We start from the raw sequence: 22,819 nt of genomic DNA on the forward strand, positions 1-22,819 counted from the left end.
CCGGGCCCTCAGGCGTCCTGGCGCTCGACGCGCGTGTCGTCCTCGTCGGCGACGTCGCGCAGGTAGCGCTGGTCGAAGCCGTGGACCCAGGAGTCCTTGGCCGGGAAGACGCCGTGGTCGAAGGCGCGTGACGTCACTCCGCGCTGGACGCGCTCGCACGCCTCGTTGTCCTGGTGGGTCACCCGCTCGTTGAACTCCACGATCGGCGACGGGTCGAACGCGGGGTCCGCGAGCGCCTCGGGGCTGAACAGGTACTCCGTCACCAGCCGCGAGCTCCGGGGGCCGGTCGGGAACACCGCCGTCGCCAGGCAGCTCGACCCGTCGACGTCGAGGAACATCGTCGGATAGACGCCGGCGCCGTAGTAGGACTCCGGGTCGCCGTCCTGGTGGAACCCCGGCAGCAGCGGCAGCCGCAGCCGCGGGTCGTCGACGATCGCCGTACGCCCGTCGGCCAGGGAGACACCGCCGTCGGCGCGGTCGCTCTCGAAGATGTTGCCCTTCTTGTACGCCGGGACGACGGCGACCAGCTCGGGGTGGATCGTCGGGCAGTGCAGGCACTCGTTGTAGTTCTCGATGACGATCTTCCAGTTGGCCTGCACGTCGTTGACCGTGATGTGGCCGATGCGCAGGTCGGCCAGGCCGAACCTCGCCAGCCCCAGCGGGTCGTCCTGCTGGTCGGCGAGGTGGTCGCGGAGGGGCCGCGGTTGCTCGCGGCCGAGGTTCACGAAGACGAAGCCCTCCCACACGTCGACGTGGACAGGCCAGAGAGACGTCGAGGCACGGTCGATCTCGTCCTTCTCGATCATCGGGGTCGTCACGAGCGTCCCGTCGAGCGCGTAGCCCCACGCGTGGTACGGACAGCGCAGGTGGGTGCGCACCTCCCCGTGGTCGTCGTCGCAGATCCGGGAGCCGCGGTGCCGGCAGACGTTGTAGAACCCGCGGATCCGCTCGTCCTTGCCGCGGACGACCAGGATGCTCTCGTCGGCGATCTCGACGCGCAGCCAGGCGCCCGGCCTGGCCACCCGCTCCGCGCGTCCGACGTACACCCAGTTGCGGTAGAACACCCGCTCCTTGTCGACGGCGTAGGTCTCGTCGGAGTGGTAGGCCGGCCCGGGCAACGTGCTGCGGATCTCGCTCGCCATTCGCTAACTGTACAGTCAGTCAGTTGTGGGTGCCATGGTTCGAGCACCGCTGCACGCGCCGTATCCGGTCGGTGGAACGATGGTCGGGTGACCGACTTCGCGGACGAGTGGCGGGCCTGGCGTGACGGCCGGGAGGGGCGTCTGCGGGACGCGCACGGGTGGTTGGCCATCACGGCGATCCACTGGCTGACCGACGATCCGCAGCGCTTCGACGACGTTCCTGGTGAGTGGGTCGGCGCCGACGATCGCGCCCTCGTGACGCTGGCGCCGGGGGAGACTCTCCGCTCGGGGAACGCCGAGCTCGCGGAGGGGGCACACGAGCTCGGGCCGCTCGACTACACCGGCGTGCAGGTCGCCTTCGGCGACGCCATCGCCGAGGTGGCCGGGCGGGACGGCAGCGTCATCGTGCGCCCGAGGCACCCCGACACGCCCTTGCGGCGGGCCTACCGGGGCACCCCCTGCTACCCGCCCGACGCCGCGTGGGTGAAGGCGGGCCGGTTCGAGGCCTACCCGACGGTCGACGGGGAGGCGGTCGGCGAGGTCCGCTTCGTGCACGACGGCGCGGAGCGCCGGCTGGTCGCGTGGGGCGAGTCGGACGGTTCGCTGTGGATCCTCTTCCGGGACGCGACATCGGGCGTCACGACGTACGCCGCCAACCGCCAGCTGCTCGTCGACCCACCGCCGCGTGACGGGACCGTGGAGATCGACTTCAACCGGGCGTTCAACATGCCGTGCGCCTACACCGACCTCGTCACCTGCCCGCTGCCGCCGGCGGAGAACACGCTGCCCTTCGCGGTCGAGGCGGGTGAGCAGATCCCGGACCTCGGAGCCGGCCGGCCATGACGGCGACGAACGTCGAGAGGCCGCACTGGTCGCCGTGGCGGGCCGTGTTCGCCTTCGGGCTCGTGAGCCTGGCGGCCGACATGGTCTACGAGGGCATGCGCTCGGTGGCCGGTCCGTTCCTGGGCACGCTGGGTGCATCGGCGCTCACGGTCGGGATCGTGACGGGCGCAGGCGAGGGCATCGCGCTCGTGCTGCGGCTGTTCACCGGCGCCTGGGCGGACCAGAGCCAGCGGCACTGGCGGCTGACGGTCGTCGGCTACGCGATGACCGCCGTGTGCGTCCCGCTGCTCGCGATCGCGCCGTTCATCGGGGCCGCGGGTGTCGCCGTCGCATCGACGCTGATCCTGCTCGAACGCACCGGCAAGGCGATCCGCAGCCCCGCGAAGTCCGCGCTGCTCGCGCGGATGGCGGTGCAGACCGGCCAGGGCCGCGGCTTCGGGGTGCACAAGGCCCTCGACCAGGTGGGCGCGTTCGCCGGCCCCCTGCTCCTCGCCGGAGTCGTCGCGGTGACGGGGGAGTACTGGCCCGGCCTCGCACTGCTGGCCATCCCGGGCGCCCTGTCGCTGGTGCTCCTCGCCCAGCTCCGCCGCCGCGTGCCGTCGCTCGCGCAGCCGGACCCCGCCGAGGACCCGGCCCCCGCCCCGACGGGCAGGCGGAGCCTGCGCTCCGCCGTGCTCGGCACCGACCTCCCGGGTGTCTTCCACGTGTTCTCGCTGTCCACCGCGCTGAGCACCGCCGGACTGATGACGTTCGGGGTGATCTCCTACCGCCTCGTCGACGCCGGGATCGTGGGCCTCGCCGCCGTGCCGGTCGTCTACGCCCTGGCCATGGCGGTCCAGGCTGTCGCGGCCCTCGCCACCGGCGAGACGTACGACCGCTGGGGGCCGCGGATCCTGCTCGTCGTACCGGTGCTCGTCGCGCTCGTGCCGGCGGCGGCGTTCTCCGACCAGCTGTGGCTGGTGCTGGCCGGGATCGTCGTCTGGGGCGCCGCCACCGGGGTGCAGGACTCGACGGTCAAGGCGTACGTCGCGAGCCTGGTCGGACCGAGCCGGCGCGCGACGGCGTACGGGATCTTCGCGGCGGTCCAGGGCATCGGTGCCCTCGGCGGTGGTGCGCTGGCCGGCGCGCTGGTGGTCGACCACGTCGCGGTGCTGGTGGCCTGCGTCGGCGCTCTCCAGGCCGTTGCCTTCGTGCTGCTCTGGACCACCCTCCGCCGCGCGTAATTCCGGTGCCCGGCGCGGCCGGGTCCGACAGGATGTCCCGGTGGAGCTGAGCATCTCGGTCCTCGCCGACCGCCCGGACCTGATGGACGTCTTCTGGGACATGGAGACCTCGTGGCCGGAGTTCATGCGGCACGACCCGATCGGCAACACCTACTACGCGCTCGTGGAGCAGTTCGCCGACTACGTGCTCGTCGGCCAGGACGAGACCGGCGAGATCGTTGCCAAGGCGTTCTCGATCCCGTTCGTGCTCGACGGCGACGACCTGCCCGACGACGGCTGGGACGGCGCGATCCGGCGCGGGCTGCGCGGGCTGGTGTCCGGGTGGGAGCCCAATGCCATCTCCGCGGTCGAGATCGTCATCGTGCCGGGGCTGCAGGGCACCGGCCTCTCGGGCCAGATGCTCGCGGCGATGAGCGCCAATGCCGGACGGCACGGGTTCGACGAGCTGGTCGCGCCGGTTCGGCCCAACGGCAAGACCGACATCCACGAGCCGATGGTCGACTACGCCTTCCGGACCCGTCCCGACGGCCTGCCCGTCGATCCCTGGCTGCGCGTCCACGTGCGCGCCGGCGGCCGGATCGACCGCGTCGCGCCGCGCTCGATGGTCATCCCCGGCACGCTCGAGGAGTGGCGTGAGTGGACCGGCCTGCCGTTCGACCGGACCGGCCCCGTCGAGGTCGCGCAGGGGCTGGCCCCGGTGCTCTGCGACGCCGAGCACGGCACGGCCGTCTACGTCGAGCCCAACGTGTGGGTCCGGCACCGCACCCCCCGAGGATGACCGCATGAGCACACGAGTCCTGGTCTACGGCGCCACCGGTCACACGGGGCGCTTCGTCGTCGACGAGCTGCTGCGGCGCGGGTTGACGCCGGTGCCGGCCGGCCGCAGCGCCGAGCGGCTGGCCGCCGCCGCGCCGAGCCACACGACGCTCGACCTGCGCGAGGTCGCCCTCGACGACCCCGACCGGCTCCGGGAGGCACTGTCCGGAGTGGGCGCGGTGATCAACTGCGCCGGACCGTTCATCGACACGGCCCTTCCGTTGGCGCGCGCCGCCGTCGCGGCCGGCGCCCACTACCTCGACGTGACCGCCGAGCAGCCGGTCGTGCAGGAGCTCTACCGCGAGCTCGACGGGCCTGCCCGGGAGGCCGGGGTCGCGGTCGTCCCCGCGATGGCGTTCTACGGCGGCGTCGCCGACCTGCTCGTCACAGCCACACTCGACGGCGACCACCGGGCCGACGAGGTCGAGGTCGCGATCGGCCTCGACCACTGGTGGCCGACGGAGGGCACCCGGGTCACCGGAGCCCGCAACACCGCGACCCGCCAGGTCATCCGTGCCGGAGCGCTGGCGGCGCTGGCGAACCCGGCGCCGACCGGCACCTGGGCCTACCCGGAGCCGTTCGGCGAGCAGGCCGTCGTCGAGCTGCCGTTCTCGGAGGTCATCACGATCCACCGGCACCTCGAGGTCGGCGAGCTCCGCTCCCACCTCAACACCGCGGCCCTGGAGGAGCTCCGCAACGCGGCGACGCCGGCGCCGAGCGCGACGGACGAGGCGGGGCGGTCGGAGCAGCAGTTCGTCGTCGACGTCGTCGTACGCCGCGGCGCCGACGTGCGCCGACTCCGCGCCACGGGACGCGACATCTACGCCGTCTCGGCCCCGATCATCGTCGAGGGCGCGGCCCGGCTCATCGACGGCCGACGCAACGGCTCGGGAGCGCTGGCGCCGGGGCAGGCGTTCGCTGCGGCAGACGTGCTGTCCAGCCTGGAGCGCACCGTCGCAGGCTTCGTCGTCAGCTCGCCCGGATGAGCGCGAGCAGCGGCACGTGCTCGCGGGCGTCGCGCTCGGCGCGGCGCAGGAGCTTGGCTGCCACGCCCGCCTGTCCGGTCGCGGTGGCGACGCGGGCGCCACGCCACCGGCAGTAGGCCGAGTCGTGCGGACGGCCGATGGCGTCCCACGCGGCAGCCGCTCCGACCCAGCGCTCCAGCGACGGGCGTCCCGCGAGCCGGGCGAGCTCGGCCGTCCAGGTGGCGCGGAGGGCAGGGCGGTCGGCGTAGGAGGCCGGGCCGCCGAACGGGTCCCTCGCGGCGCCGGCGAGCAGGCCCTGGAGCTCCTGCGCCATCTCGTGGCGTGCCGAGGCGGACCCGGCCGGCGCCTCGGCAACGTCCGCCGCCGCCCGGGCCGCCAGCACCAGCAGGCCGGCGGTGTCCACGGCCGAGTCCTCGACGGGCGTCAGCTCCCGAAGCGCGGCGACGAGCCGGTCGTACGCCGATCGGGCGCGACCGCACCACAGGTCGACCGTCGGGAGGTCCCGCGCGCACTCGGCTCTGTTGGCCGGGTCGACGACGAATGTCCCGGACACCGCATCGAGGAGTCGGGTGGCTTCCTCCGCGCGTCCGCGGAGCAGGTCCAGGATCCCGCGCTCGCTGTAGGTCGGCCACCGGTGCGGCTCCGGCGCCCCTTCGGTCGCGGGATCGATGACGGCCGCTGCCTCGGGCACGCGCCCGGCGCGTCGAAGCGCACTCGAGATGTTGCCGAGCAGGACCGAGGTCAGGAAGTCGTCGATGCCCCAGGCCGCCGCCGCTGAGAGTCCGGGTCGTCCCGCCTCGCGGACGTCGTCGGCGCTCCGGCAGGCGATCAGGAGGATGTGGGTGTGGAAGACCGCCGTGCGGACGTCGCCCACCGGGTCGGGGTCCCTGGTCTGGACGCGCGCCGCCGTCCCGATGTGGGCGAGGGCCTCCTCCAGACGTCCGGTGTCGGCGCTGTGGGCGGCCTGCCAGAGCAGGGCCCTGCGGTGGATGACCGGATCGGCGACCCGGGCGGCCTCGATGGCCTGCGCGTTCGCGGTGACGGCTTCGTCGATGCGGTCGAGCCCGGAGAGGAGAGAGGCACGGCTGAGCAGGGCCCGCGCTCGCGTCGTCGGGTCCCGGTGAGTGACTTCGGCGTCCAGGGCCCGGTCGACCAGAGCGATGCCGGCCTCGGGGTTGCCGACGTTGCCCTGGGCCTCCCCGGCGCACAGCCAGAGATCGACGATCCTCGGCCCGGCGGTGCCGTCCACGCTATCGACGGCCTCGTCGGCCAGGCCGGCCGCCGCCGGCCAGTCGATGCCCTGGAGTGCCTCGATCGCGGCGACGTACGCGTCGACCCTGCGCAGGGGTGGCTCACCGACGGAGTCCACGTCTACCGGCCACAGATCGAGGACGCGTCGCCACTGGTCCGCCTCCTGCGCCGCCGCGAACCGGGCGCCGGCCGCTCGCGCCGCCCGCATCCGCCACCCGATCTCCTCCGGGTCGTCGCCCGCTTGGCGCCAGTGCTCCGCGATCTCCCCGGCCGACGGATCGGGTGCTTCGGCCAGGACGCGGGCGAGTCGGCGGTGCTCGTCCTCGGCCTCTCCCGGGACGAGGCGCCGACGTACCGCCTCCGCGAACAGGGGATGGCGCAGGCGTACGCCGCCATCGCCCGCGGTCCCGACGAGACCGCGGTCGCGCAGCCGGTGCAGGCCACCGGTGAGGCCTGCGGGCGTCAAGCCGGTGATGCTGCACAGCTCGGCGGCGGACAGTGGACGGTCGGCGATGCCCAGGGCCCGCGCGATTGCCCACGTGTCGCCGCCGAGGCCGGCCAGCCGACGATCGAGCAGGTCTCCCAGCAGCGAGGGCAGGACGTCCTCGCCGGGCTGGAGCATCGCCAGCTGCTCGGCGAAGAGGGGCAGTCCTCCCGAGCGCCGGTGGACCCGGTCGACCTCCTCCGGCGCGAGGGAGGCGCCGGCGAGCTCCACCAGCGATGCGGTCTCGGCGCGGGTGAGCGGGCCCAGCTCGAGTGTCGTCACGCCGAGCTGACGGCGGACCCGGTCGAACCACTCGCCGGTCGCAGACGGAGTCGACGGGTCATCCGGCCGATAGGTGGCCAGCAACGGCGGGATCCCCGATCGGACGAGTAGGTGCTCGACGAGGTCGAGCGTGGTCGGGTCGGCCCAGTGGAGGTCCTCGATGAGGACGGCAAGCGGCTTCGTCTCCGCAAGCGCGGACAGCGCCGCTCCGACGGCTGAGAACAGACGCTGGTGCCACCACGGGTCATCGGGTGTCGCCGCCGGCTCGGGGCCCTGGTCGAGCTCGGGAAGCAGGCGAGCCAGCGAGGCCGCGACGTACGGCGGACATCCGCCCACGGCCCGCTCGAACCACCGGCCGTCGGCGACCTCGCGGATCGACCGGAGCACGTCGGTCACCGGGAGCAGCGGGACCTGCGCGGACAGCGGAAGGCAGGAGCCTGCGGCGACGAACACCTCGGCGACCGACCTCACCGCTGTGTCGGCCAACCGGGTCTTGCCGATTCCGGCCTCGCCCGTGACCAGCAGCATGCCGGAGCCGGAGGCGAGGTGCCGCTTCACGACGGCGAGCTCGGCTCCGCGCCCTGCGATCGCGGGAGCAGCCACGTTCGGTGCCGCTGGGCTGCTCGCCGCCAGCCACAGCCGGTGGAACTCCCCGACGTCCCCGCCCATCGCACGCACGAGCAGCTCGAGGAGGCCCCACGACGGCAGCCGCGGGGCAGAGAATGCTGCCGACACGGTGGTGTGCGAGCAGCCGGCCTCGCGGGCCAGCCTCCGCAGGCTCGGCCAGCCGGCTTCGTGGTGGAGCAGGTGGAGCGTGTCGACCAGCTCCCGCTGGGCACCAGGCGGTAGCTCTGGACGTGGCAACCCCTCCATCTGCCCCTCCCCAGCAGCGCATCCCTCCCAGAAGCATCCCCCGGGTGGCCAGTTCTGTCAGGTGTCGTCAACCATGCGGCCGGCCGGGTGACGCTCGCGGTCCACACTCACCCAGGGAGCCAGGACCATGAACGCTTTCACCACCAGGGCGATCCTCGCCACGGCCGCCGCCGCCATCTGCCTTGCCGGGACCTTGATCGGGGCATCGGCGCAGGCGACCACCGACACCTCCTGCGGATCGGGCTCCGCGTCTCGAGAGCTCGGGATCGAGGAGATCGTCGCGCTCCGGAAGGCCCAGATGGCGCGCTACTACTACGAGCTGAACCACTGACCGAGCCTGATGACGTTCCAGGACACCGCGGGCAGGCGCGCCGAGAGGGTGCCGTCCTCGAGCCGGACGTCGGGGTTCGCCACCGGTGCTACGGCGTCCGGAGCCGCCGCGGTGTTGACGGTCTCGATGCCGGCTCCGGGGCGGGGCGCGATCGTGGTGGCCTCGACGACCCGGTGACCCGGGAAGCCGCGCACCAGCGCAGTCAGGTCGACCGGCTCGCTCGTCGATCGGTTGACGGCGAGCAGCGTGAGCGCGCCGGTGTCCTCGTCGTGCGTGGCGACCGCGTCGACGAGGGGTACGTCGCCGTGGGCCGCGGTGTCGTAGGTCGGGACGACCGGCTCGACGCGGAGCACGTCGCCGCGCGCGTGCCGCGCCGCCTGGGCGAACGGGTGGAAGGTCGTCTGCCGCCACGCGGGCCCGCCGGGCTCGGTGCGGATCGGCGCGATGACGTTGACGAGCTGCGCCTGGCAGGCGATGCCGACCCGGTCCGCGTGCCGGAGCAGGGTGAGGAGCAGGCCGCCGACGACCACGGCGTCGGTGACGTCGTAGGTGTCCTCGATGAGCGGGCGGTTCTCCGCCCAGTCCAGGGACGCCTCGCCGCCGAACTCGGCGTGGCGCCAGACGTTCCACTCGTCGACGGCCACGCGCAGACGGTGCCGTGACTTCAGCCGGGCGCCGACGTGGTCCGCGGTCGCGATGACGTCGGCGATGGCGCGGTCGAGCTCGACCGGACTCGCCAGGTGCTCGGCGGGGCTGCGGTGGGTGGGGTCGAGGTAGTGGTGCAGCGAGATGTGGTCGACCGCGTCGTAGCACTCGGCGAGCACGGTCGCCTCCCACTCGCCGAAGGTCGGCATGTGGGGTCCGGAGCTGCCACAGGCGACCAGCTCGATCCGCGGGTCGACGCGCCGCATCGCGTGGGCGGTCTGTACGGCGAGCCGGCCGTACTCCGCCGCCGTCTTCTGCCCGATCTGCCAGGGACCGTCGAGCTCGTTGCCGAGACACCAGACCCGGATGTCGTGCGGCTCCTCGGCACCGTGCCGGCGCCGGAGGTCGGAGAGGTGGGTGCCGCCGGGGTGGTTGCAGTACTCCAGGAGGTCGACGGCCTCCCGGACGCCCCGGGTGCCGAGGTTGACCGCCATCATCGGCTCGACGTCGGCCCTGCGGCACCAGGCGACGAACTCGTCGACGCCGACGGCGTTCGACTCCAGGGCCCGCCAGGCCAGGTCGAGGCGCCGTGGCCGCTCCTCGACGGGGCCGATGCCGTCCTCCCAGCGATAGCCGGAGACGAAGTTGCCGCCGGGGTAGCGCACGATGGTCGGGCCGAGCTCCCGGACCAGGTCGAGGACGTCGCCGCGGAACCCGCCCTCGTCGGCCGTCGGGTGACCCGGCTCGTGGATCCCCGTGTAGACGCAGCGGCCCATGTGCTCCACGAACGTCCCGAACAGGCGCCGGTCGACCGGGCCGATCCGGTAAGCGGGGTCGAGGGTCAGCGTCGCGGTCGGCACGGCGACGGTTCTACAAGGGGTCGGCGGCGATGTAAAGCGACGTTCACACGCCCGCAATCGCCGCCGTCTCGACCAAAACAAGAACGTGTTCTAGTATTGCCGGTGTTCGTCCATGTGACAGGAGATGCGATGTCCCAGGCTGTTCTCGACGGCGTCCGTGACCTGCTTCCCGGCATCCGGGAGCGGGCCGACGAGGCCGAGCGACTTCGCGTGGTCCCCGAGGCCTCGATCAAGGAGCTGGAGGAGGTCGGGTTCTTCCGGCTGCTCCAGCCCCAGCGCTTCGGCGGCCTCGAGGCCGACCCGGTCGACTTCTACACCGCGGTCCGCGACATCGCCGGCGCGTGCGGCTCGACCGGCTGGGTCTCCAGCGTGGTCGGCGTGCACCCGTGGCAGGTCGCGCTCTTCCCCGACGAGGCGCAGCAGGCCGTCTGGGCCGACGACGCCACGACGCGGCTGAGCTCGTCGTACGCCCCGACGGGCAAGGCCCAGCTGACCGACGGCGGCTACCTGCTGTCGGGCAAGTGGAGCTTCTCGTCCGGCTGCGACCACTGCAGCTGGGTGCTGCTCGGCGGACTGGTCTTCAACGACGAGGGCAACGTCGTCGACTTCAAGACCTTCCTGGTGCCGCGGGAGAACTACACGATCGTCGACGTCTGGCACATGGTCGGGCTCTCGGGCACCGGCTCCAACGACATCGTCGTCGACGAGGTCTTCGTGCCCGACGCGTTCACGCTCTCGATGGGCGACACCGGTCGCTGCTTCGGGCCGGGACAGGAGCAGAACCCCTCCGACCTCTACAAGCTGCCGTTCCACTCGATCTTCACCGGCACCATCACCACGCCGATCATCGGCATGGCGATGGGCGCGTACGCCGAGCACGTCGAGATGCAGCAGAAGCGCGTGCGCGCGGCGTACCTCGGCGAGAAGGCGTCGCTCGACCCGTTCGCCGCGGTGCGCATCGCGAAGGCCTCCTCGGAGATCGACGCCGCGTGGGCGCTGCTGGTCAACAACATCCGCGAGGAGCAGGCGCACGTCGCCAAGGGCGAGAAGATCCCGCTCGGCCTGCGGCTCAAGGTGCGTCGCGACCAGGTGCTCGGCACCCAGCGCGCGATCGACGCCATCGACTCGCTCTTCGAGGCCTCCGGCGGCCGCGCTCTCGCCAACGGCACCTACCTGCAGCGGGCCTGGCGCGATGCCCACGCCGGCCGCGTGCACGCCGCCAACGACCCCGAGCGCGCGCTGCAGATGTACGGCGCGCACGAGTTCGGGCACAAGGTCGACCCGGGGATGTACTGAGTGACGATCACCAAGGAGTCAGTCCAGCACTCGGCGAAAGCCGGGGACATCACGCTGAACTACTACGAGGCCGGCGAGGCGACCGACCTCGGGGGCGGCCTGCCGCTCGTCATGCTGCACGGCGGTGGGCCGGGAGCATCGGCGTGGTCGAACTTCGGCAGCGCGCTGCCGGAGTTCGCCGCGTCGTTCCGCACGCTGCTCATCGACCAGCCGGGCTTCGGCGGCTCCGACAAGCCGCCGGTGGTCGGCAACTACTACCGGCACTCGGCCGACCACGTCGTCAAGCTGCTCGACGAGATCGGCGTCGAGCGGGTGCACCTGCTCGGCAACAGCCTCGGCGGCGGTACCGCGATGCGGCTGGCGCTCAGCCACCCCGACCGCGTCGGCCGGCTGATCCTGATGGGCCCGGGCGGGCTCTCGCTCAACCTGTTCCACGCCGACCCCACCGAGGGCGTCCAGCGACTCATGGACTTCGGCGCCGACGCGACCCGCGAGAAGCTGCGGGCGTTCATCTCGACGATGGTCGTCAACCAGGACCTGGTGACCGACGAGCTCGTCGAGGAGCGCTTCGCCGACGCGACCGCGCCGGGCGCACAGGAGGCGATGCGGTCGATGGGGATGTCCTTCTGGAACCCCGAGACCGCCGAGGACGGCATGCTCTGGCGCGAGGCGCACCGGCTCCGGAAGCACACGCTGCTGACCTGGGGCCGCGAGGACCGCGTCAACCCGCTCGACGGCGCGTTCGCCGCCCTCAAGCTGATCCCGAAGGCGCAGCTCCACGTCTTCCCCAACTGCGGGCACTGGGCGCAGATCGAGGCGGCGGAGGAGTTCGCCGAGATCTCGACCGCGTTCCTGGCCCGCCACGTCGAGAGGAGCAAGGCATGACCATCGACATCAAGTCCATGGGCTATGTCCGCGTGGCCAGCACCGACCTCGAGCAGTGGAAGACCTTCGCCGGCAAGGTGCTGGGTCTCGCCGAGGGGCGCGGCCCGAACCCGGAGCACCAGTACTGGCGCATCGACCAGGTCTCCGCCCGCCTCGTGGTGTTCCCCGCCGACGTCGACCAGCTCGCCTGCGTGGGCTGGGAGGTCGCCGACCACCGCGCGCTGCAGGAGGCCCGCGAGCACCTGCAGAAGGCCGGCGTGGAGTTCGAGGAGGGCACTCGCGAGGAGCTCGACGAGCGCCGCGTGCAGGAGCTGGTCCGGTTCTCCGACCCGTTCGACAACGTCTTCGAGCTGTTCCACGGCATCACCTACGAGTCGCGGCCGGTCGTCACGCCGTACGCCGCGAAGTTCGTCACCGGCGACCAGGGGATGGGCCACATCGTGCTGCCGGTGCTCGACGACGTGGAGGCGCTGCGCTTCTACGCCGACGTGCTCGGCTTCCGGCTGCGCGACTCGATGAGCATGCCGGGCGAGTTCGTCGGCAAGGAGCCGGGCTCGAAGGTGTGGCTGCGGTTCCTCGGCGTCAACCCGCGCCACCACTCGCTGGCGTTCCTGCCGATGCCCAACCCGTCGAAGTGCGTGCACATCATGCTCGAGGTCGACGAGCTCGACCACGTCGGCCGCGCGTTGGAGCGGGTGCGCAAGCACAAGGCGCCGCTGTCGGCGACGCTCGGACGCCACATGAACGACGAGATGATCTCGTTCTACGTGAAGTCGCCGGGTGGGTTCGACGTCGAGTTCGGCACCGATGGGCTGACTGTCGACGACGGGCGCTGGGTGGCCCGGGAGTCGACCGCCGTCTCCTACTGGGGCCACGACTTCGGCGCTGGGTCGCAGTGAGACGATCGACTACATGAGCTCGGAGCCCAGTCACGAGATCCCCGAGGGGATGAGCCCCGACGCGCGGGAGACCTGGCCGAGCCCGGAGCTGATCATCTCCTGGCTCGGCGACCAGGAGCTCGACTTCGAGTTCCGGCCCGGCGAGGACGTCGCCGTCCACGACGACCCGGAGGCGGTGTACGCCGCGCGGCGCTTCCGCGACGTGCTGGGCCGCTTCGCCTCGGGCGTGACCGTGGTGACGGGCATCAGCAACGACGAGCCGGTCGGCCTGACCTGCCAGTCGTTCTCCAGCGTCTCGCTCGACCCGCCGCTGGTGCTCTTCATCCCGGCGAAGACGTCGCGCGCGTGGCCGCTGATCCAGCGCTCCGGCAAGTTCTGCGTGAACCTCCTCGGCGCCGACCAGGCCGACATCTCCAACACCATGGCCAGCCGCGGGACCGACAAGTTCGCCGACGTGAAGTGGACCCCCTCGCCCGAGACCGGCTCGCCCCTGCTGGAGGGCGCGATCGCCCATGTCGACTGCGCGATCCACGCCGTGCACGAGGCCGGCGACCACTACGTCGTGATCGGCCGGGTCGTCGACCTGATCACCGACGACGGGGTGGAGGGCGGCGACGCGGATCTCGAGCCGCTGCTGTTCTACCGGGGGCAGTACCGCACCACCGACCCGCGCTGACCTCGCCCTCAGACCAGCGACCGCAGCCGGTCCAGCAGCGAGTCGATGACGGCCTGGGTCACGGCCGGCTCGATCTGCTCGTTCAGGGCCTGCTGGTCGTCGACATTCGCCAGCAGCTTGCGCAGGTCGAGGTCCTCGATCGCGCGGGTGAGCACGTCGTCGGTGGGCAGTGCCGAGTCGATGACGGGGTCCGGGATCGCGCGGATCAGGGTCTCGAGGAAGTCGTTGAGGTCGGCCTGGTCGAGGGCGTCGTCGACGAGCTCTGACGCGGGCGGCAGCGTGCCGTCGTCCCGCATCCGCTCGACGGCCGTCAGCAGTCCGGCCTGCAGGGCCTCGATCTCGGCGTCGGTCGGCTCCTCGGACCGCGCCAGCGAGAGGGTCAGCGCCTCCCGGCTCGTGCCGAGGGTGCACGCGGCCTCGTCGAGGCCGATCAGCACGAGCTGCTCGGTGAGGGCGTCGATCCCCTCGGACTGCGAGGTGACCGAGCGCTCGACGCAGGGGTCGGCGGGCTCGAGCGGCTCGAACGTGCCGCCGCCGTACGCGAGCTGGACGCCGAGCATGGTGCCGACCAGGACGAGGGCGACCACCGGCAGGGCCAGGATCCGGAGGCTCATGAGCGCCTCCGCCACGGCGGTGCGACCACGACGAGGAGCGCGAGCAGGGCGAGGACGGCGCCGGCCAGGAACGAGTCGCGGAACGCCCGGGTCGCCGCCCGCTCCAGCTGGACGTCGAGGTCGCGCTCGAGCTGGTCGGCCGCGGCGCGGAACTCCGGGGACATCTCGGCCGTCGCGAAGGCGCGGTGCAGGTCGGGCACCCGGCCCTCCTGGTCGGTGAGCTCGTCGCCGAGCGCCCGGGCGAGCGCGACCTTGTCTTCGGCGGGCATCGGCGCGTCGAGCACCAGCGCGGTGATCGCCTGCTCGGCGGGGACCTGGGCGTCCATGAGGTCCGCGGTGAAGATCGGGGTGAGGATCGCGAGCCCGACGACGACACCCAGGTGGCGTGCGCTGATCGTCCAGCTCGCGTGCTCGACACGCGGGATGCGCAGGTGCATCGCCTGGAGGGTGAGCTGGTCGATCGTCAGGCCGAGCCCGAGCCCGATCAGTGCCTGGGGCAGGACGGTCCAGGCCAGCTCGGCGGACGGCAGGAGCGCGAGGCCGGCCAGCCCGCCCGCGGTCAGGAAGCAGCCGACGCCGACCTCGACCTCGGGAGGCGGGTCCAGGAACCGGGCGATCGGGCGCGCCGCGAGCGCGGCCAGGGGCACCACCGAGACGGCCAGGGCGGCGGTGGCCGGCGAGTGGCGCCAGCCGTTGACCAGCAGCAGCACCAGCAGGAAGAGCGCCGCGGTGAGAGCGGCCGACAGCAGGGCGAGCGTGAGGTTCGGGCGTACGGCGGGGCGGTGGCGAACCAGCGTCGGCGCGGGCGCCGGGAGCGGCCCGGACCGCACCGACAGCGCAGCCGGCACCGCGAGCACGGCGAACGGCACCTGCACGACGAAGATCGCCTCCCACGAGATGGCCTCCGTGAGCAGGCCGCCCGCGACCGGCCCGGTCGCGGTGCCGATGACGCCCGCCGAGATCCAGATCGCGATGCCGCGGCGCTCGCCGTACAGCGCCACCAGGATCTCGAGGCAGCCGACCAGCGCCAGCGCGCCTCCCAGTGCCTGCAGGCAGCGCGCGGCGATCAGTACCTCGATCGACGGCGCGACCGCGCACCACGCCGACGCGGCGGCGAACACCGCGATCCCGATCGCACCCAGGATCCGCGGCTGGGCGCGCGCGGCGCCGACGGCGGTCGGTACGGCGACCAACCCGAGCACCAGGTTGAAGGAGATCAGCACCCAGGCGACCTGGGACACCGTGGTCTCGAGGTTGAGGAGGATGTCCGGCAGTGCGAGCGTGACGATCGCGGAGTCCGCGAGCACGAGGGCCACGGTCACCGCGATGAGGGGGGCCACCGCACGACGCACCCCGTCATCCTGACAGCAGGGGTGTCGCTACGGCCTCCAGTCGCGTCCGAACCACCGGCGGGCCCGGTCGGCGCCGAAGTCCGACTTGTCCCGGGCGAGGTCGACCGACGGACCCACCAGGCTGCCGACCGGCGGCTGCCCGCTCACGAAGGTCACGTCGACCATCGCGACCTGGTGGTCGCCGAACTCGAAGTAGCACACGCCGCGGCCGTCGTACGTCGTGCCGCTCGCCTCGCCGCGGGCCCGGTCCACGAGCTGGGCGGCGACGACCGCCGCCTGCCCCTCGGCGAACACGCCGGCCTTGGGCGTGCCGACGCTGGTGACGTCGCCGACGGCGTACACGTCCTCGAAGCGGGTGCGGAGGGTGAGCGGGTCGACGGGGATCCAGCCGTCCTCGGTGAGCCCGGACTCGACGACGACCGCGGGCGCCCGATGGGTGGGGACCGCCAGCAGCAGGTCGAAGGGGATCTCGCCGCCGTCGGCGAGGACGGCGCGGTCCGGCTCGACGGAGCGCACCAGGGCGCCGGGGTGCCACGCGATCCCACGCCGCTCGAACTCGGCGAGCAACGCCCGGGACGCGTCGGGTGCGGGCGGGATCGGGGCCGGGAGCGGCATGACGAGCGCGACCGAGGACCGGTCGAGCAGCCCGCGCTCCCGCAGGTGGTCGTGCACGAGGAGGGCCGTCTCGCTCGGGGCGGGCGGGCACTTGAACGGCGTCGACGTCACCGCGACGACGACCCGGCCGCCGGGGAACGCGTCGATGACCTCGCGCAGGGCGAACGCCCCCGGCACCGTGTAGAACTCGTGGCCGTGCTCGACGAGGCCCGGTGTCGCGGCGGGGTCCAGGTCGGCGCCGAGCGCGACGACGAGGACGTCGCAGTCGAGCGTCCCGGCGTCGGTCTCGACCGTGCGGCCCACCGGGTCGATGACGCGCACGGTCGTGCTCACGAAGCGCACGCCGGGCGGCGCGAGGTCGGCGTACCGGTGGAGGACGTGCTCGGCCGTGGTGCGCCCGAACATCACGTCGAGCTTCGAGAAGCCGAACACGAAGCCCTCGGCCTCGTCGACCAGGGTCACCTCGACCGCGTCCCCGGCCCCCTCGGCCAGGGTGGCTGCCAGCTCGAGCCCGCCGAAGCCCGCTCCCAGGATCAGCACCCGCATGGTCGCAAGGTAGCTGCTCGGGACCGGTGCCGTCCTGCCGCCTCGTCCCTCGGCTGGTCGACGAGGAGCGGCGCGATGATCTCGTCCGTGAGGAACAGGCCGGCGTAGTACGGCACGCCCTGGTCGGTGGGGCCGGAGGGCAGGGCCGACGCGAGGACGACGACGAGGTCCTGGTCGGGGACGACCCGGATCGCCTGGCCACCGAACCCCCAGGCGAGGTAGGAGGGATGTCCGTCGAGCTCGCCGGTCCACCACAGGTAGCCGTAGCCGTTGTCGGCAGCGGCGTACCCCCTGGTGTCGACCTGCGTGGTGGTCGACTCCCGGACCCAGCCTTCCGGCACGAGCTGTTCGCCCTCCCAGGCGCCGCCGTCGAGGTAGAGCGTGCCGATGCTGACAAGATCACGGGGCCGGAGCTTGATGCAGCACGAACCGGCGTTGAGGCCCTGCTTGTCGGTCCACCAGGCGAAGTCGGCGGCGTCGAACTCGTCGACGTTCTCCTCCAGGGGGAGTGGCTCGTACGCCGGCCGGGTGTCGACGTCGAGCGGGTCGAACAGCTTCTCCCGCGCGTACGGGACGAGCTCGGTGCCGGTCGCCCGCTCGAGGACGGCGCCGATGAGGTGTGTGCCGCCGTTGGAGTAGGCGAAGTGCTCCCCGGGCGTCCCGGTGGCGGTGGTGAGGATGGTCTCGATGGGCTCGGGCGAGGTGACCCACGCGTCGTCCGAGTGGTCGAAGGTGCCCGCGGTGCCGGCGGTCATGGTGAGGAGCTGCTCGAGCGTGGCGCCTGCGAGCGCGGGGGTCATGTCGCTGCGGTACTCGGGGAGCAGGTCGCCGAGTGTGGCGTCCAGGCCCGGGATGTCGCCGTCCGCGACGGCGATGCCGACGAGGGTGCCGAGGATGCTCTTGGTGACGGACGCGACGTCCCAGTAGTCGTCGGGCCCCGCTCCGTCGTAGTAGCGCTCGAGGACGATCTCCCCGTGCTGGGCGACGATGACGGCGCGCAGCGTGTCGAGGTCGTCCCCGGCGGCCTCGTGCTGCTCGTCGACGGCGGTCTCGAGCTCGGTGGCGATGTTGGATGCGGTGGCTCCCTGCCCCGCGTCCGGAGCGCCCGGGTCGTCGTCGCTGCAGCCCGCGAGGAGCAGAGTGCCCGCCAGCAGGGCGCAGAGCCAGCGCATGGCCGTCTCCGTTCGTCGGGACCTTCAACCCTGCCCCGGGTGAACGCGGGGTGTGAATGCGCCGATCGACCCAGCCCGATCGGGCTAGTTCCCTTTCGGAGCCGACCACCCGGGCGGTGGTCCGACGTTGACGGTCGGCACGCCGCCGCCGACGCGCGCGATGACGGCCAGCGACGGCACGTCGGTCGGGTTCGACTCGCGGTGCACCGTCCACGCAGGGACGTGCACGAAGTCGCCGGGGCCGGCGTCGATCCAGCCCTCGTGGCCCTCGAACTCGAGTCGGAGCACGCCGCGTACGACGTACAGGCTCGACTCGTTGCGGTCGTGGTGGTGCCATCCGGAGGCGGCGCCGGGCGCGGTCTCGACCTGGCCGGCCCACAGCAGCGGCAGCTCGAACGCGCGCTCCCGGTCCATGCCGGGCGTCGGGTCGGCCGCGACCAGGTCGGCGGGCGTGAAGACTCGGAGAGGGCGGGGGAGCTCGTCGCTCATCGACTCAGAGTGCCACAGCGGCCCGGTGCTCCCGTGCGGAGCCGAAGAGCTGGCCGAGCGCGTGGGCGCGCTTGAAGACCAGGTGGGCGTCGTGCTCCCAGGTGATCGCGATGCCGCCGTGCAGCTGGACGGTCTCGGCGGCGATCGTCGCGAGCGCCTCGCAGCAGTACGACTTCGCGACGTGCGCGAGCTGGTCGGCGTCGTCGGCGTGGGTGGAGACGGCGTACGACGCCGCCCACGACGCCGAGCGCGACATCTCGGCCAGCACCAGCATGTCGGCCATCCGGTGCTTGAGCGCCTGGAAGGAGCCGATCGGCCGCCCGAACTGCACCCGCTCCTTGCTGTAGGCGACCGTCATGTCGAGGGCCCGGGCGGCGAGGCCGGTGGCGAGGGCGGCGCATCCGACGGCGCCCACCTTGCGGGCGCGGTCGCGCGCGGCGACCCCGTCGCCGATCCGCGTGGCGGTGGCGAGGTCGGCATTCACAGTGGCGGTCCGGATCGTCTGATCCATCGTGGGCGTCCAGGTCGACTCGGCGTCGGTGACGTCGTAGAGGCCGTCGTCGATGGCGACGACGACGATCGAGGCGTGGTCGCCGTCGAGCACCGGCGCGTCACCGTCGACGAAGGCCGCGACCTCCCCGGCCGCGATGCGCGGGAGCAGCCGCGCCTTCGCATCGTCGTCGGCACCGGCCAGCAGCGCCTCGGACACGACCAGTGACGACAGCAGGGGAGCCGGGGCCAGGGACCGGCCGAGCTCCTCCAGCACGACCGTGCTCTCGAGGACCGAGGCGCCGAACCCGTCGTGCTCCTCGGGGATGTTCAGCGCCGCGACACCGATCTGCTCGCACAGGGTCCGCCAGAGAGCCTCGTCGTAGCGCTCCACCCGGGGGTCGGCGCGCTTGTCGAGCAGCGACCGGACCGTGGCGGCGAGCTCCTGCTGCTCCTCGGAGAGAGCGAAGTCCATCAGCTCGCCCCGAGCTGCTGGAGGATGCGGGAGCGGTGGAAGTCGGGCGTGCCCCACGCAGTCACCAGCGCCCGGATCTTCGTCAGCCACAGGCTGAGGTCGAACTCCTGGGTGTAGCCGATCGCGCCGTGCACCTGGAGGCCCGTGCGCGAGGCGAGGTACGCCGCGTCGCCGGCCGCGACCTTGGCCGCCGAGGCGTCGATCTCGCCGAGAGCGGCGCCGAGGACGAGCGGCCGCGCGAAGTCGAGCGCGATCCGCACGTCGGCCAGCGCGTGCTTGATCGCCTGGTAGGAGCCGATCTCGCGCCCGAACTGCTTGCGCTGCTTGACGTAGGTCACCGAGTCGGCGAGCACCCGCTCGCCGGCGCCGAGCAGCTGGGCGGCCGTCGCGAGCACGGCGAGGTCGAAGGCCTCCCGGCTCGGCTCGCCCTCGCCGCTGACGCGGAAGAGGCGCCGGGTCGGGTCGACGGAGCCGACCCGCTCGCCGACGGACCCGGCGGGCGTGGTGCCGACGTACACGGTGTCGGCGACGTCGGCGTCGAGCGCGTAGGGCACGTGGGGCGGCAGCGCGAGCGTGGCGACCCCGTCGACCTCGCGTCCGAGCGCGATCGGGAGGTACGCCGCGGACTCGACCCACGGCCCGGGCACGGCGTGCCGGCCGAGCGCCTCGAACGCGAGGCAGACCTCGACCGGGGTGGCCTCGGTCGCCAGCGACAGCACACCGAGGTCGGCGAGTCGGGCCCACAGCTTCAGGCCGGGGTCGTGGTCGCCGGCGGCCCAGGCGCGGGCCACGGCGACGGTGTCGGCGGACGCGAGCAGGCTCTCCAGCGCGCTCGCGAAGTCCTTCTGGTCGGCGTCGAGCTCGAACCTCATCGGCGCACCTCCCGCGGCAGGCCGAGGATCCGCTCGGCGACGATGTTGCGCTGGATCTCGTTGGTGCCCGCGTAGATCGGGCCGGAGAGCGAGAACGTGTAGCCGTCGAGCCAGCGCGAGTCGACCTCGGCCTCCGGGCCGAGCAGGTCGAGCGCCGTCTCGTGCAGCGCGATGTCGAGCTCGGACCAGAAGACCTTGTTGACCGACCCCGCGGCGCCCATCTCACCGCCGTCGCCCAGCCGGGTGACGGTGCCCCACGTGTAGAGCCGGTAGGCCTGCGCCTTGATCCACGCGTCGACCACACCGGCACCCACGGTGGTTGAGGAAGGCGCGCTAGCGCCTGTCTCGAAACCACCGCGCTCTCGATAGAGGTCCACCAGCCGGTCGGCGGCCGCGCAGAACCGCCCGGGGGAGCGCAGCGAGAGGCCGCGCTCGTTGCCGGCCGTCGACATCGCGACCCGCCACCCGTCGCCGGGGGCGCCGAGGACGTCGGAGTCGGGCACGAACACGTCCTCGAAGAAGACCTCCGCGAAGCCCGCCTCGCCGTCGAGCTGAGCGATCGGGCGCACGGTGATGCCGTCGGCGTCGAGCGGGAAGAGGAAGTAGGTCAGTCCGGCGTGCCGCTGGGCCTCGGCGTCGGAGCGGAAGAGCCCGAAGCCCCAGTGGGCGAAGGCCGCGCGCGAGGACCAGGTCTTCTGGCCGTTGAGCACCCAGCCGCCGCGCTGGTCGTCGCGCCGCGCTGTCGAGCGCAGCGACGCGAGGTCGGACCCGGCCTCCGGCTCGGACCAGCACTGCGCCCAGATCTTCTCGCCGGTCGCCATCGACGGCAGGAACCGGTCCTGCTGCTCGGGCGTGCCGTGGTCGAAGATGATCGGCGCGAGCAGGAAGATGCCGTTCTGGGAGACCCGGCCGGGCGCCCCGGCGCGGTAGTACTCCTCCTCGAAGACCACCCACTCGACCAGTGACGCCTCGCGGCCGGTGTAGGCCTCCGGCCACGACACGACCGACCACCGGGCGTCGGCGAGCCGCTTCTCCCACTCCTGGTGGGCGACGAAGCCCTCGGCGGTGTCCATCGAGGGCAGCGGCTCGGCCGGCACGTTCGCCGCCAGCCACTCCCGCGCCTCGGCCTGGAAGGCCAGCTCGGACTCGGACAGGGTCAGATCCATCAGGAGCCTCTCAACTGGTTCTTCAGCACCTTGCCGGACAGGTTGCGCGGGAGGCCGTCGACGAGCTCGACCTGCCGCGGCACCTTGAAGTTGGCGAGCCGCTGCTTCGCGAACGCCACCAGATCCTCGGGGGAGACCGAGCCCACGACGTACGCCTTGCCGACCTCGCCCATCCGCTCGTCGGGGACGCCGACGACGGCCACGTCGGACACGCCCTCCATCCGGAGCAGCGCCTGCTCGACCTCGGCGGGATAGACGTTGAAGCCGCCGGAGATGTACATGTCCTTGATCCGGTCGGTGATCGTGATGTTGCCCTGGGCGTCGATGGTGGCGACGTCGCCGGTGTGCAACCAGCCGTCCGCGTCGATCGCAGCCGCGGTGGCGTCGGGGTCGTCGAGGTAGCCGAGCATCACGTAGTCGCCGCGCACCAGCAGCTCGCCCTGCTCGCCGTCGGGCGCGTCGACCCGGACCTCCATGCCGGGGATCGCCCGGCCGCAGGTGTTGGCCACCAGGTCGGCCGGGTCGCCGTCCCGCGCCATCGTGACCACGACGGCCTCTGTCATGCCGAACGCCGTGACGACCTGGTCGACACCCAGGCCCTCCGGAGCCGCTGCGCGGGTCCGCTCGATGAGCACCACGGGTACGACGGACGCGCCCGTGACGGCGAGCCGCAGCGAGGACAGGTCGAAGTCGTGCCGGTTCGGGGCCGCCAGCAGCGACTGGTAGATCGTCGGCGAGCCGGGGATGACCGTGATCCGGGCGGACTCGATGAGCCGCAGGGTCGCGTCGACGTCGAACGTCGTCACCGGGTAGAGCGTCGCGCCCGTGCACAGGCCGGTGATGATCCCGACCTTGTAGCCGAAGGTGTGGAAGAAGGGGCTGATCACCAGGTACTGGTCGTCCGCGGTGACGCCGCCGAGCTCGCCCCAGGTGTCGGCCACCCCGACGGTCTGCCGGTGGGCGGTCATCGCGCCCTTGGGCCGGCCGGTCGTGCCGGAGGTGAAGAGGATGTCGGCGACGTCGTCGGGGGAGACCGCCGCCGCGACCGCGTCGATGTCACCGGGCTCGGCCTCGACCGACGCGAGCGCGCCGAGGTCGATGACCTCCCGCACGCTCGGCAGGTCGCTCGCGGCCCGCAGGTCGGCGATCTGGGTCCGCCCCAGGAAGCCGTCGGACACCACGGCGAGGACCGCGTCCGTGCGGTCGACGAGCTCGGCGACCTCGTGGCCCGTGTAGCGGGAGTTGGCCGGCACGAGCGTGCCGCCGGCGTACGTGACGGCCAGCGCGGCGACGACCCAGTCGGTGCTGTTCGGCGCCCAGACGACGACCCGGCCGCCGGGCTCGAGGCCCCGGGCGCGGTAGCCCGCCGCCGTACGGCGGACCCGCTCGAGGAGCTCGACGAACGACGTCGGCACGCCGCCCTCGACGTACGCGGCCTTGTCGCCGAATCGCTCCGCCGCAGTGCGGAGCACGCTCGGGATCGTGCGGCTCATGTCACCTCCATCGCCTACCAAGCAAGTGCTTGGTAGGCTACCAC

Annotated in this window: 21 protein-coding genes; 9 read left to right on the forward strand and 12 right to left on the reverse strand. The window is 72.6% G+C overall.

Annotated elements, in window-relative coordinates; genetic code table 11:
- Positions 1–8: 8 nt before the first annotated feature.
- Positions 9–1,142 (reverse strand): aromatic ring-hydroxylating dioxygenase subunit alpha, encoded by a 1,134-nt coding sequence (locus ACFQQI_RS11900; protein ID WP_378562947.1) that lies wholly within the window; start codon positions 1,140–1,142, stop codon positions 9–11.
- Between the two features lie 87 nt (positions 1,143–1,229).
- On the opposite strand from ACFQQI_RS11900, the gene ACFQQI_RS11905 reads away from it, so the two are divergent.
- The 4 genes from ACFQQI_RS11905 to ACFQQI_RS11920 are packed head-to-tail and all read left to right on the forward strand — an operon-like array spanning position 1,230 to position 5,010.
- Positions 1,230–1,985 (forward strand): DUF1684 domain-containing protein, encoded by a 756-nt coding sequence (locus ACFQQI_RS11905; RefSeq protein WP_378562950.1) that lies wholly within the window; start codon positions 1,230–1,232, stop codon positions 1,983–1,985.
- Complete coding sequence (locus ACFQQI_RS11910; protein ID WP_378562953.1) at positions 1,982–3,208, forward strand: MFS transporter; 1,227 nt, start codon at positions 1,982–1,984, stop codon at positions 3,206–3,208. The genes ACFQQI_RS11905 and ACFQQI_RS11910 overlap by 4 nt, the downstream gene beginning before the upstream one ends.
- A 40-nt stretch (positions 3,209–3,248) precedes the next feature.
- Positions 3,249–3,986 (forward strand): N-acetyltransferase, encoded by a 738-nt coding sequence (locus ACFQQI_RS11915; protein ID WP_378562956.1) that lies wholly within the window; start codon positions 3,249–3,251, stop codon positions 3,984–3,986.
- 4 nt (positions 3,987–3,990) lie between these two features.
- Entirely contained in the window at positions 3,991–5,010 is a 1,020-nt protein-coding gene (locus ACFQQI_RS11920; RefSeq protein WP_378562959.1) for a saccharopine dehydrogenase family protein, read from the forward strand.
- Here the strand turns inward: ACFQQI_RS11920 and ACFQQI_RS11925 are convergent.
- Entirely contained in the window at positions 4,994–7,891 is a 2,898-nt protein-coding gene (locus tag ACFQQI_RS11925) for an ATP-binding protein (RefSeq protein ID WP_378562962.1), read from the reverse strand. The two genes, ACFQQI_RS11920 and ACFQQI_RS11925, sit on opposite strands and share 17 nt — an antisense overlap.
- A gap of 136 nt (positions 7,892–8,027) precedes the next feature.
- On the opposite strand from ACFQQI_RS11925, the gene ACFQQI_RS11930 reads away from it, so the two are divergent.
- Positions 8,028–8,231 carry a hypothetical protein gene (locus ACFQQI_RS11930; RefSeq protein ID WP_378562965.1) on the forward strand — a complete coding sequence of 68 codons (204 nt, stop codon included), beginning with the start codon at positions 8,028–8,030 and terminating at the stop codon, positions 8,229–8,231.
- Here the strand turns inward: ACFQQI_RS11930 and ACFQQI_RS11935 are convergent.
- Positions 8,213–9,736 (reverse strand): alpha-N-arabinofuranosidase, encoded by a 1,524-nt coding sequence (locus tag ACFQQI_RS11935; protein WP_378562968.1) that lies wholly within the window; start codon positions 9,734–9,736, stop codon positions 8,213–8,215. The genes ACFQQI_RS11930 and ACFQQI_RS11935 overlap by 19 nt on opposite strands.
- 129 nt (positions 9,737–9,865) lie before the next feature.
- Between ACFQQI_RS11935 and hsaA the strand changes: the two genes are divergently transcribed.
- From hsaA to ACFQQI_RS11955, 4 genes are read left to right on the forward strand one after another with little or no spacing between them, the layout of a single operon-like run.
- Positions 9,866–11,032 (forward strand): 3-hydroxy-9,10-secoandrosta-1,3,5(10)-triene-9,17-dione monooxygenase oxygenase subunit, encoded by a 1,167-nt coding sequence (gene hsaA, locus ACFQQI_RS11940; RefSeq protein WP_378562971.1) that lies wholly within the window; start codon positions 9,866–9,868, stop codon positions 11,030–11,032.
- On the forward strand, positions 11,033–11,917 hold the full coding sequence (gene hsaD, locus ACFQQI_RS11945; RefSeq protein WP_378562974.1) for a 4,5:9,10-diseco-3-hydroxy-5,9,17-trioxoandrosta-1(10),2-diene-4-oate hydrolase: 885 nt from the start codon (positions 11,033–11,035) through the stop codon (positions 11,915–11,917).
- A complete protein-coding gene (hsaC, locus tag ACFQQI_RS11950) occupies positions 11,914–12,816 on the forward strand; it encodes an iron-dependent extradiol dioxygenase HsaC (RefSeq protein ID WP_378562977.1) in 903 nt (300 codons plus the stop codon). Before hsaD ends, hsaC begins: the two co-directional genes overlap by 4 nt.
- A gap of 13 nt (positions 12,817–12,829) precedes the next feature.
- Positions 12,830–13,492 (forward strand): flavin reductase family protein, encoded by a 663-nt coding sequence (locus tag ACFQQI_RS11955; protein WP_378562981.1) that lies wholly within the window; start codon positions 12,830–12,832, stop codon positions 13,490–13,492.
- A gap of 8 nt (positions 13,493–13,500) precedes the next feature.
- Here ACFQQI_RS11955 and ACFQQI_RS11960 read toward each other — a convergent pair whose 3' ends face one another.
- The 9 genes from ACFQQI_RS11960 to ACFQQI_RS12000 all read right to left on the reverse strand — a co-directional run bounded on the left by ACFQQI_RS11960 (position 13,501) and on the right by ACFQQI_RS12000 (position 22,775).
- Complete coding sequence (locus ACFQQI_RS11960; protein ID WP_378562984.1) at positions 13,501–14,106, reverse strand: hypothetical protein; 606 nt, start codon at positions 14,104–14,106, stop codon at positions 13,501–13,503.
- Complete coding sequence (locus ACFQQI_RS11965) at positions 14,103–15,458, reverse strand: MFS transporter (RefSeq protein WP_378562988.1); 1,356 nt, start codon at positions 15,456–15,458, stop codon at positions 14,103–14,105. The genes ACFQQI_RS11960 and ACFQQI_RS11965 overlap by 4 nt, the downstream gene beginning before the upstream one ends.
- A 27-nt stretch (positions 15,459–15,485) precedes the next feature.
- Positions 15,486–16,619 carry an NAD(P)/FAD-dependent oxidoreductase gene (locus tag ACFQQI_RS11970; RefSeq protein WP_378562994.1) on the reverse strand — a complete coding sequence of 378 codons (1,134 nt, stop codon included), beginning with the start codon at positions 16,617–16,619 and terminating at the stop codon, positions 15,486–15,488.
- A complete protein-coding gene (locus tag ACFQQI_RS11975; protein WP_378563002.1) occupies positions 16,607–17,791 on the reverse strand; it encodes a serine hydrolase domain-containing protein in 1,185 nt (394 codons plus the stop codon). The genes ACFQQI_RS11970 and ACFQQI_RS11975 overlap by 13 nt, the downstream gene beginning before the upstream one ends.
- An 84-nt stretch (positions 17,792–17,875) precedes the next feature.
- Positions 17,876–18,280 carry a cupin domain-containing protein gene (locus tag ACFQQI_RS11980; RefSeq protein WP_378563010.1) on the reverse strand — a complete coding sequence of 135 codons (405 nt, stop codon included), beginning with the start codon at positions 18,278–18,280 and terminating at the stop codon, positions 17,876–17,878.
- 4 nt (positions 18,281–18,284) lie between these two features.
- Positions 18,285–19,244 carry an acyl-CoA dehydrogenase family protein gene (locus tag ACFQQI_RS11985; protein WP_378563015.1) on the reverse strand — a complete coding sequence of 320 codons (960 nt, stop codon included), beginning with the start codon at positions 19,242–19,244 and terminating at the stop codon, positions 18,285–18,287.
- The gene (locus tag ACFQQI_RS11990) at positions 19,244–20,116 is read right to left on the reverse strand and encodes an acyl-CoA dehydrogenase family protein (RefSeq protein WP_378563020.1); all 873 of its coding nucleotides are present in this window, start codon (positions 20,114–20,116) and stop codon (positions 19,244–19,246) included. The genes ACFQQI_RS11985 and ACFQQI_RS11990 overlap by 1 nt, the downstream gene beginning before the upstream one ends.
- The gene (locus ACFQQI_RS11995) at positions 20,113–21,282 is read right to left on the reverse strand and encodes an acyl-CoA dehydrogenase family protein (protein WP_378563023.1); all 1,170 of its coding nucleotides are present in this window, start codon (positions 21,280–21,282) and stop codon (positions 20,113–20,115) included. Before ACFQQI_RS11995 ends, ACFQQI_RS11990 begins: the two co-directional genes overlap by 4 nt.
- Positions 21,282–22,775: an AMP-binding protein gene (locus ACFQQI_RS12000; protein ID WP_378563026.1), complete on the reverse strand. Its 1,494-nt coding sequence runs from the start codon at positions 22,773–22,775 to the stop codon at positions 21,282–21,284. Before ACFQQI_RS12000 ends, ACFQQI_RS11995 begins: the two co-directional genes overlap by 1 nt.
- Positions 22,776–22,819 lie beyond the last annotated feature (44 nt).

Source organism: Nocardioides sp. GCM10030259, assembly GCF_042666375.1.
GTDB lineage: Bacteria > Actinomycetota > Actinomycetes > Propionibacteriales > Nocardioidaceae > Nocardioides.

What these genes read in the sequence shown, in the direction of transcription:
- ACFQQI_RS11900 (WP_378562947.1), bottom strand. Translation starts at nt 1,142, where the DNA reads ATGGCGAGCGAGATCCGCAGCACGTTGCCCGGGCCGGCCTACCACTCC.
- ACFQQI_RS11910 (WP_378562953.1), top strand. Translation starts at nt 1,982, where the DNA reads ATGACGGCGACGAACGTCGAGAGGCCGCACTGGTCGCCGTGGCGGGCC.
- ACFQQI_RS11920 (WP_378562959.1), top strand. Translation starts at nt 3,991, where the DNA reads ATGAGCACACGAGTCCTGGTCTACGGCGCCACCGGTCACACGGGGCGC.
- ACFQQI_RS11930 (WP_378562965.1), top strand. Translation starts at nt 8,028, where the DNA reads ATGAACGCTTTCACCACCAGGGCGATCCTCGCCACGGCCGCCGCCGCC.
- hsaA (WP_378562971.1), top strand. Translation starts at nt 9,866, where the DNA reads ATGTCCCAGGCTGTTCTCGACGGCGTCCGTGACCTGCTTCCCGGCATC.
- hsaC (WP_378562977.1), top strand. Translation starts at nt 11,914, where the DNA reads ATGACCATCGACATCAAGTCCATGGGCTATGTCCGCGTGGCCAGCACC.
- ACFQQI_RS11955 (WP_378562981.1), top strand. Translation starts at nt 12,830, where the DNA reads ATGAGCTCGGAGCCCAGTCACGAGATCCCCGAGGGGATGAGCCCCGAC.
- ACFQQI_RS11960 (WP_378562984.1), bottom strand. Translation starts at nt 14,106, where the DNA reads ATGAGCCTCCGGATCCTGGCCCTGCCGGTGGTCGCCCTCGTCCTGGTC.
- ACFQQI_RS11970 (WP_378562994.1), bottom strand. Translation starts at nt 16,619, where the DNA reads ATGCGGGTGCTGATCCTGGGAGCGGGCTTCGGCGGGCTCGAGCTGGCA.
- ACFQQI_RS11975 (WP_378563002.1), bottom strand. Translation starts at nt 17,791, where the DNA reads ATGCGCTGGCTCTGCGCCCTGCTGGCGGGCACTCTGCTCCTCGCGGGC.
- ACFQQI_RS11980 (WP_378563010.1), bottom strand. Translation starts at nt 18,280, where the DNA reads ATGAGCGACGAGCTCCCCCGCCCTCTCCGAGTCTTCACGCCCGCCGAC.
- ACFQQI_RS11985 (WP_378563015.1), bottom strand. Translation starts at nt 19,244, where the DNA reads ATGGACTTCGCTCTCTCCGAGGAGCAGCAGGAGCTCGCCGCCACGGTC.
- ACFQQI_RS11990 (WP_378563020.1), bottom strand. Translation starts at nt 20,116, where the DNA reads ATGAGGTTCGAGCTCGACGCCGACCAGAAGGACTTCGCGAGCGCGCTG.
- ACFQQI_RS11995 (WP_378563023.1), bottom strand. Translation starts at nt 21,282, where the DNA reads ATGGATCTGACCCTGTCCGAGTCCGAGCTGGCCTTCCAGGCCGAGGCG.
- ACFQQI_RS12000 (WP_378563026.1), bottom strand. Translation starts at nt 22,775, where the DNA reads ATGAGCCGCACGATCCCGAGCGTGCTCCGCACTGCGGCGGAGCGATTC.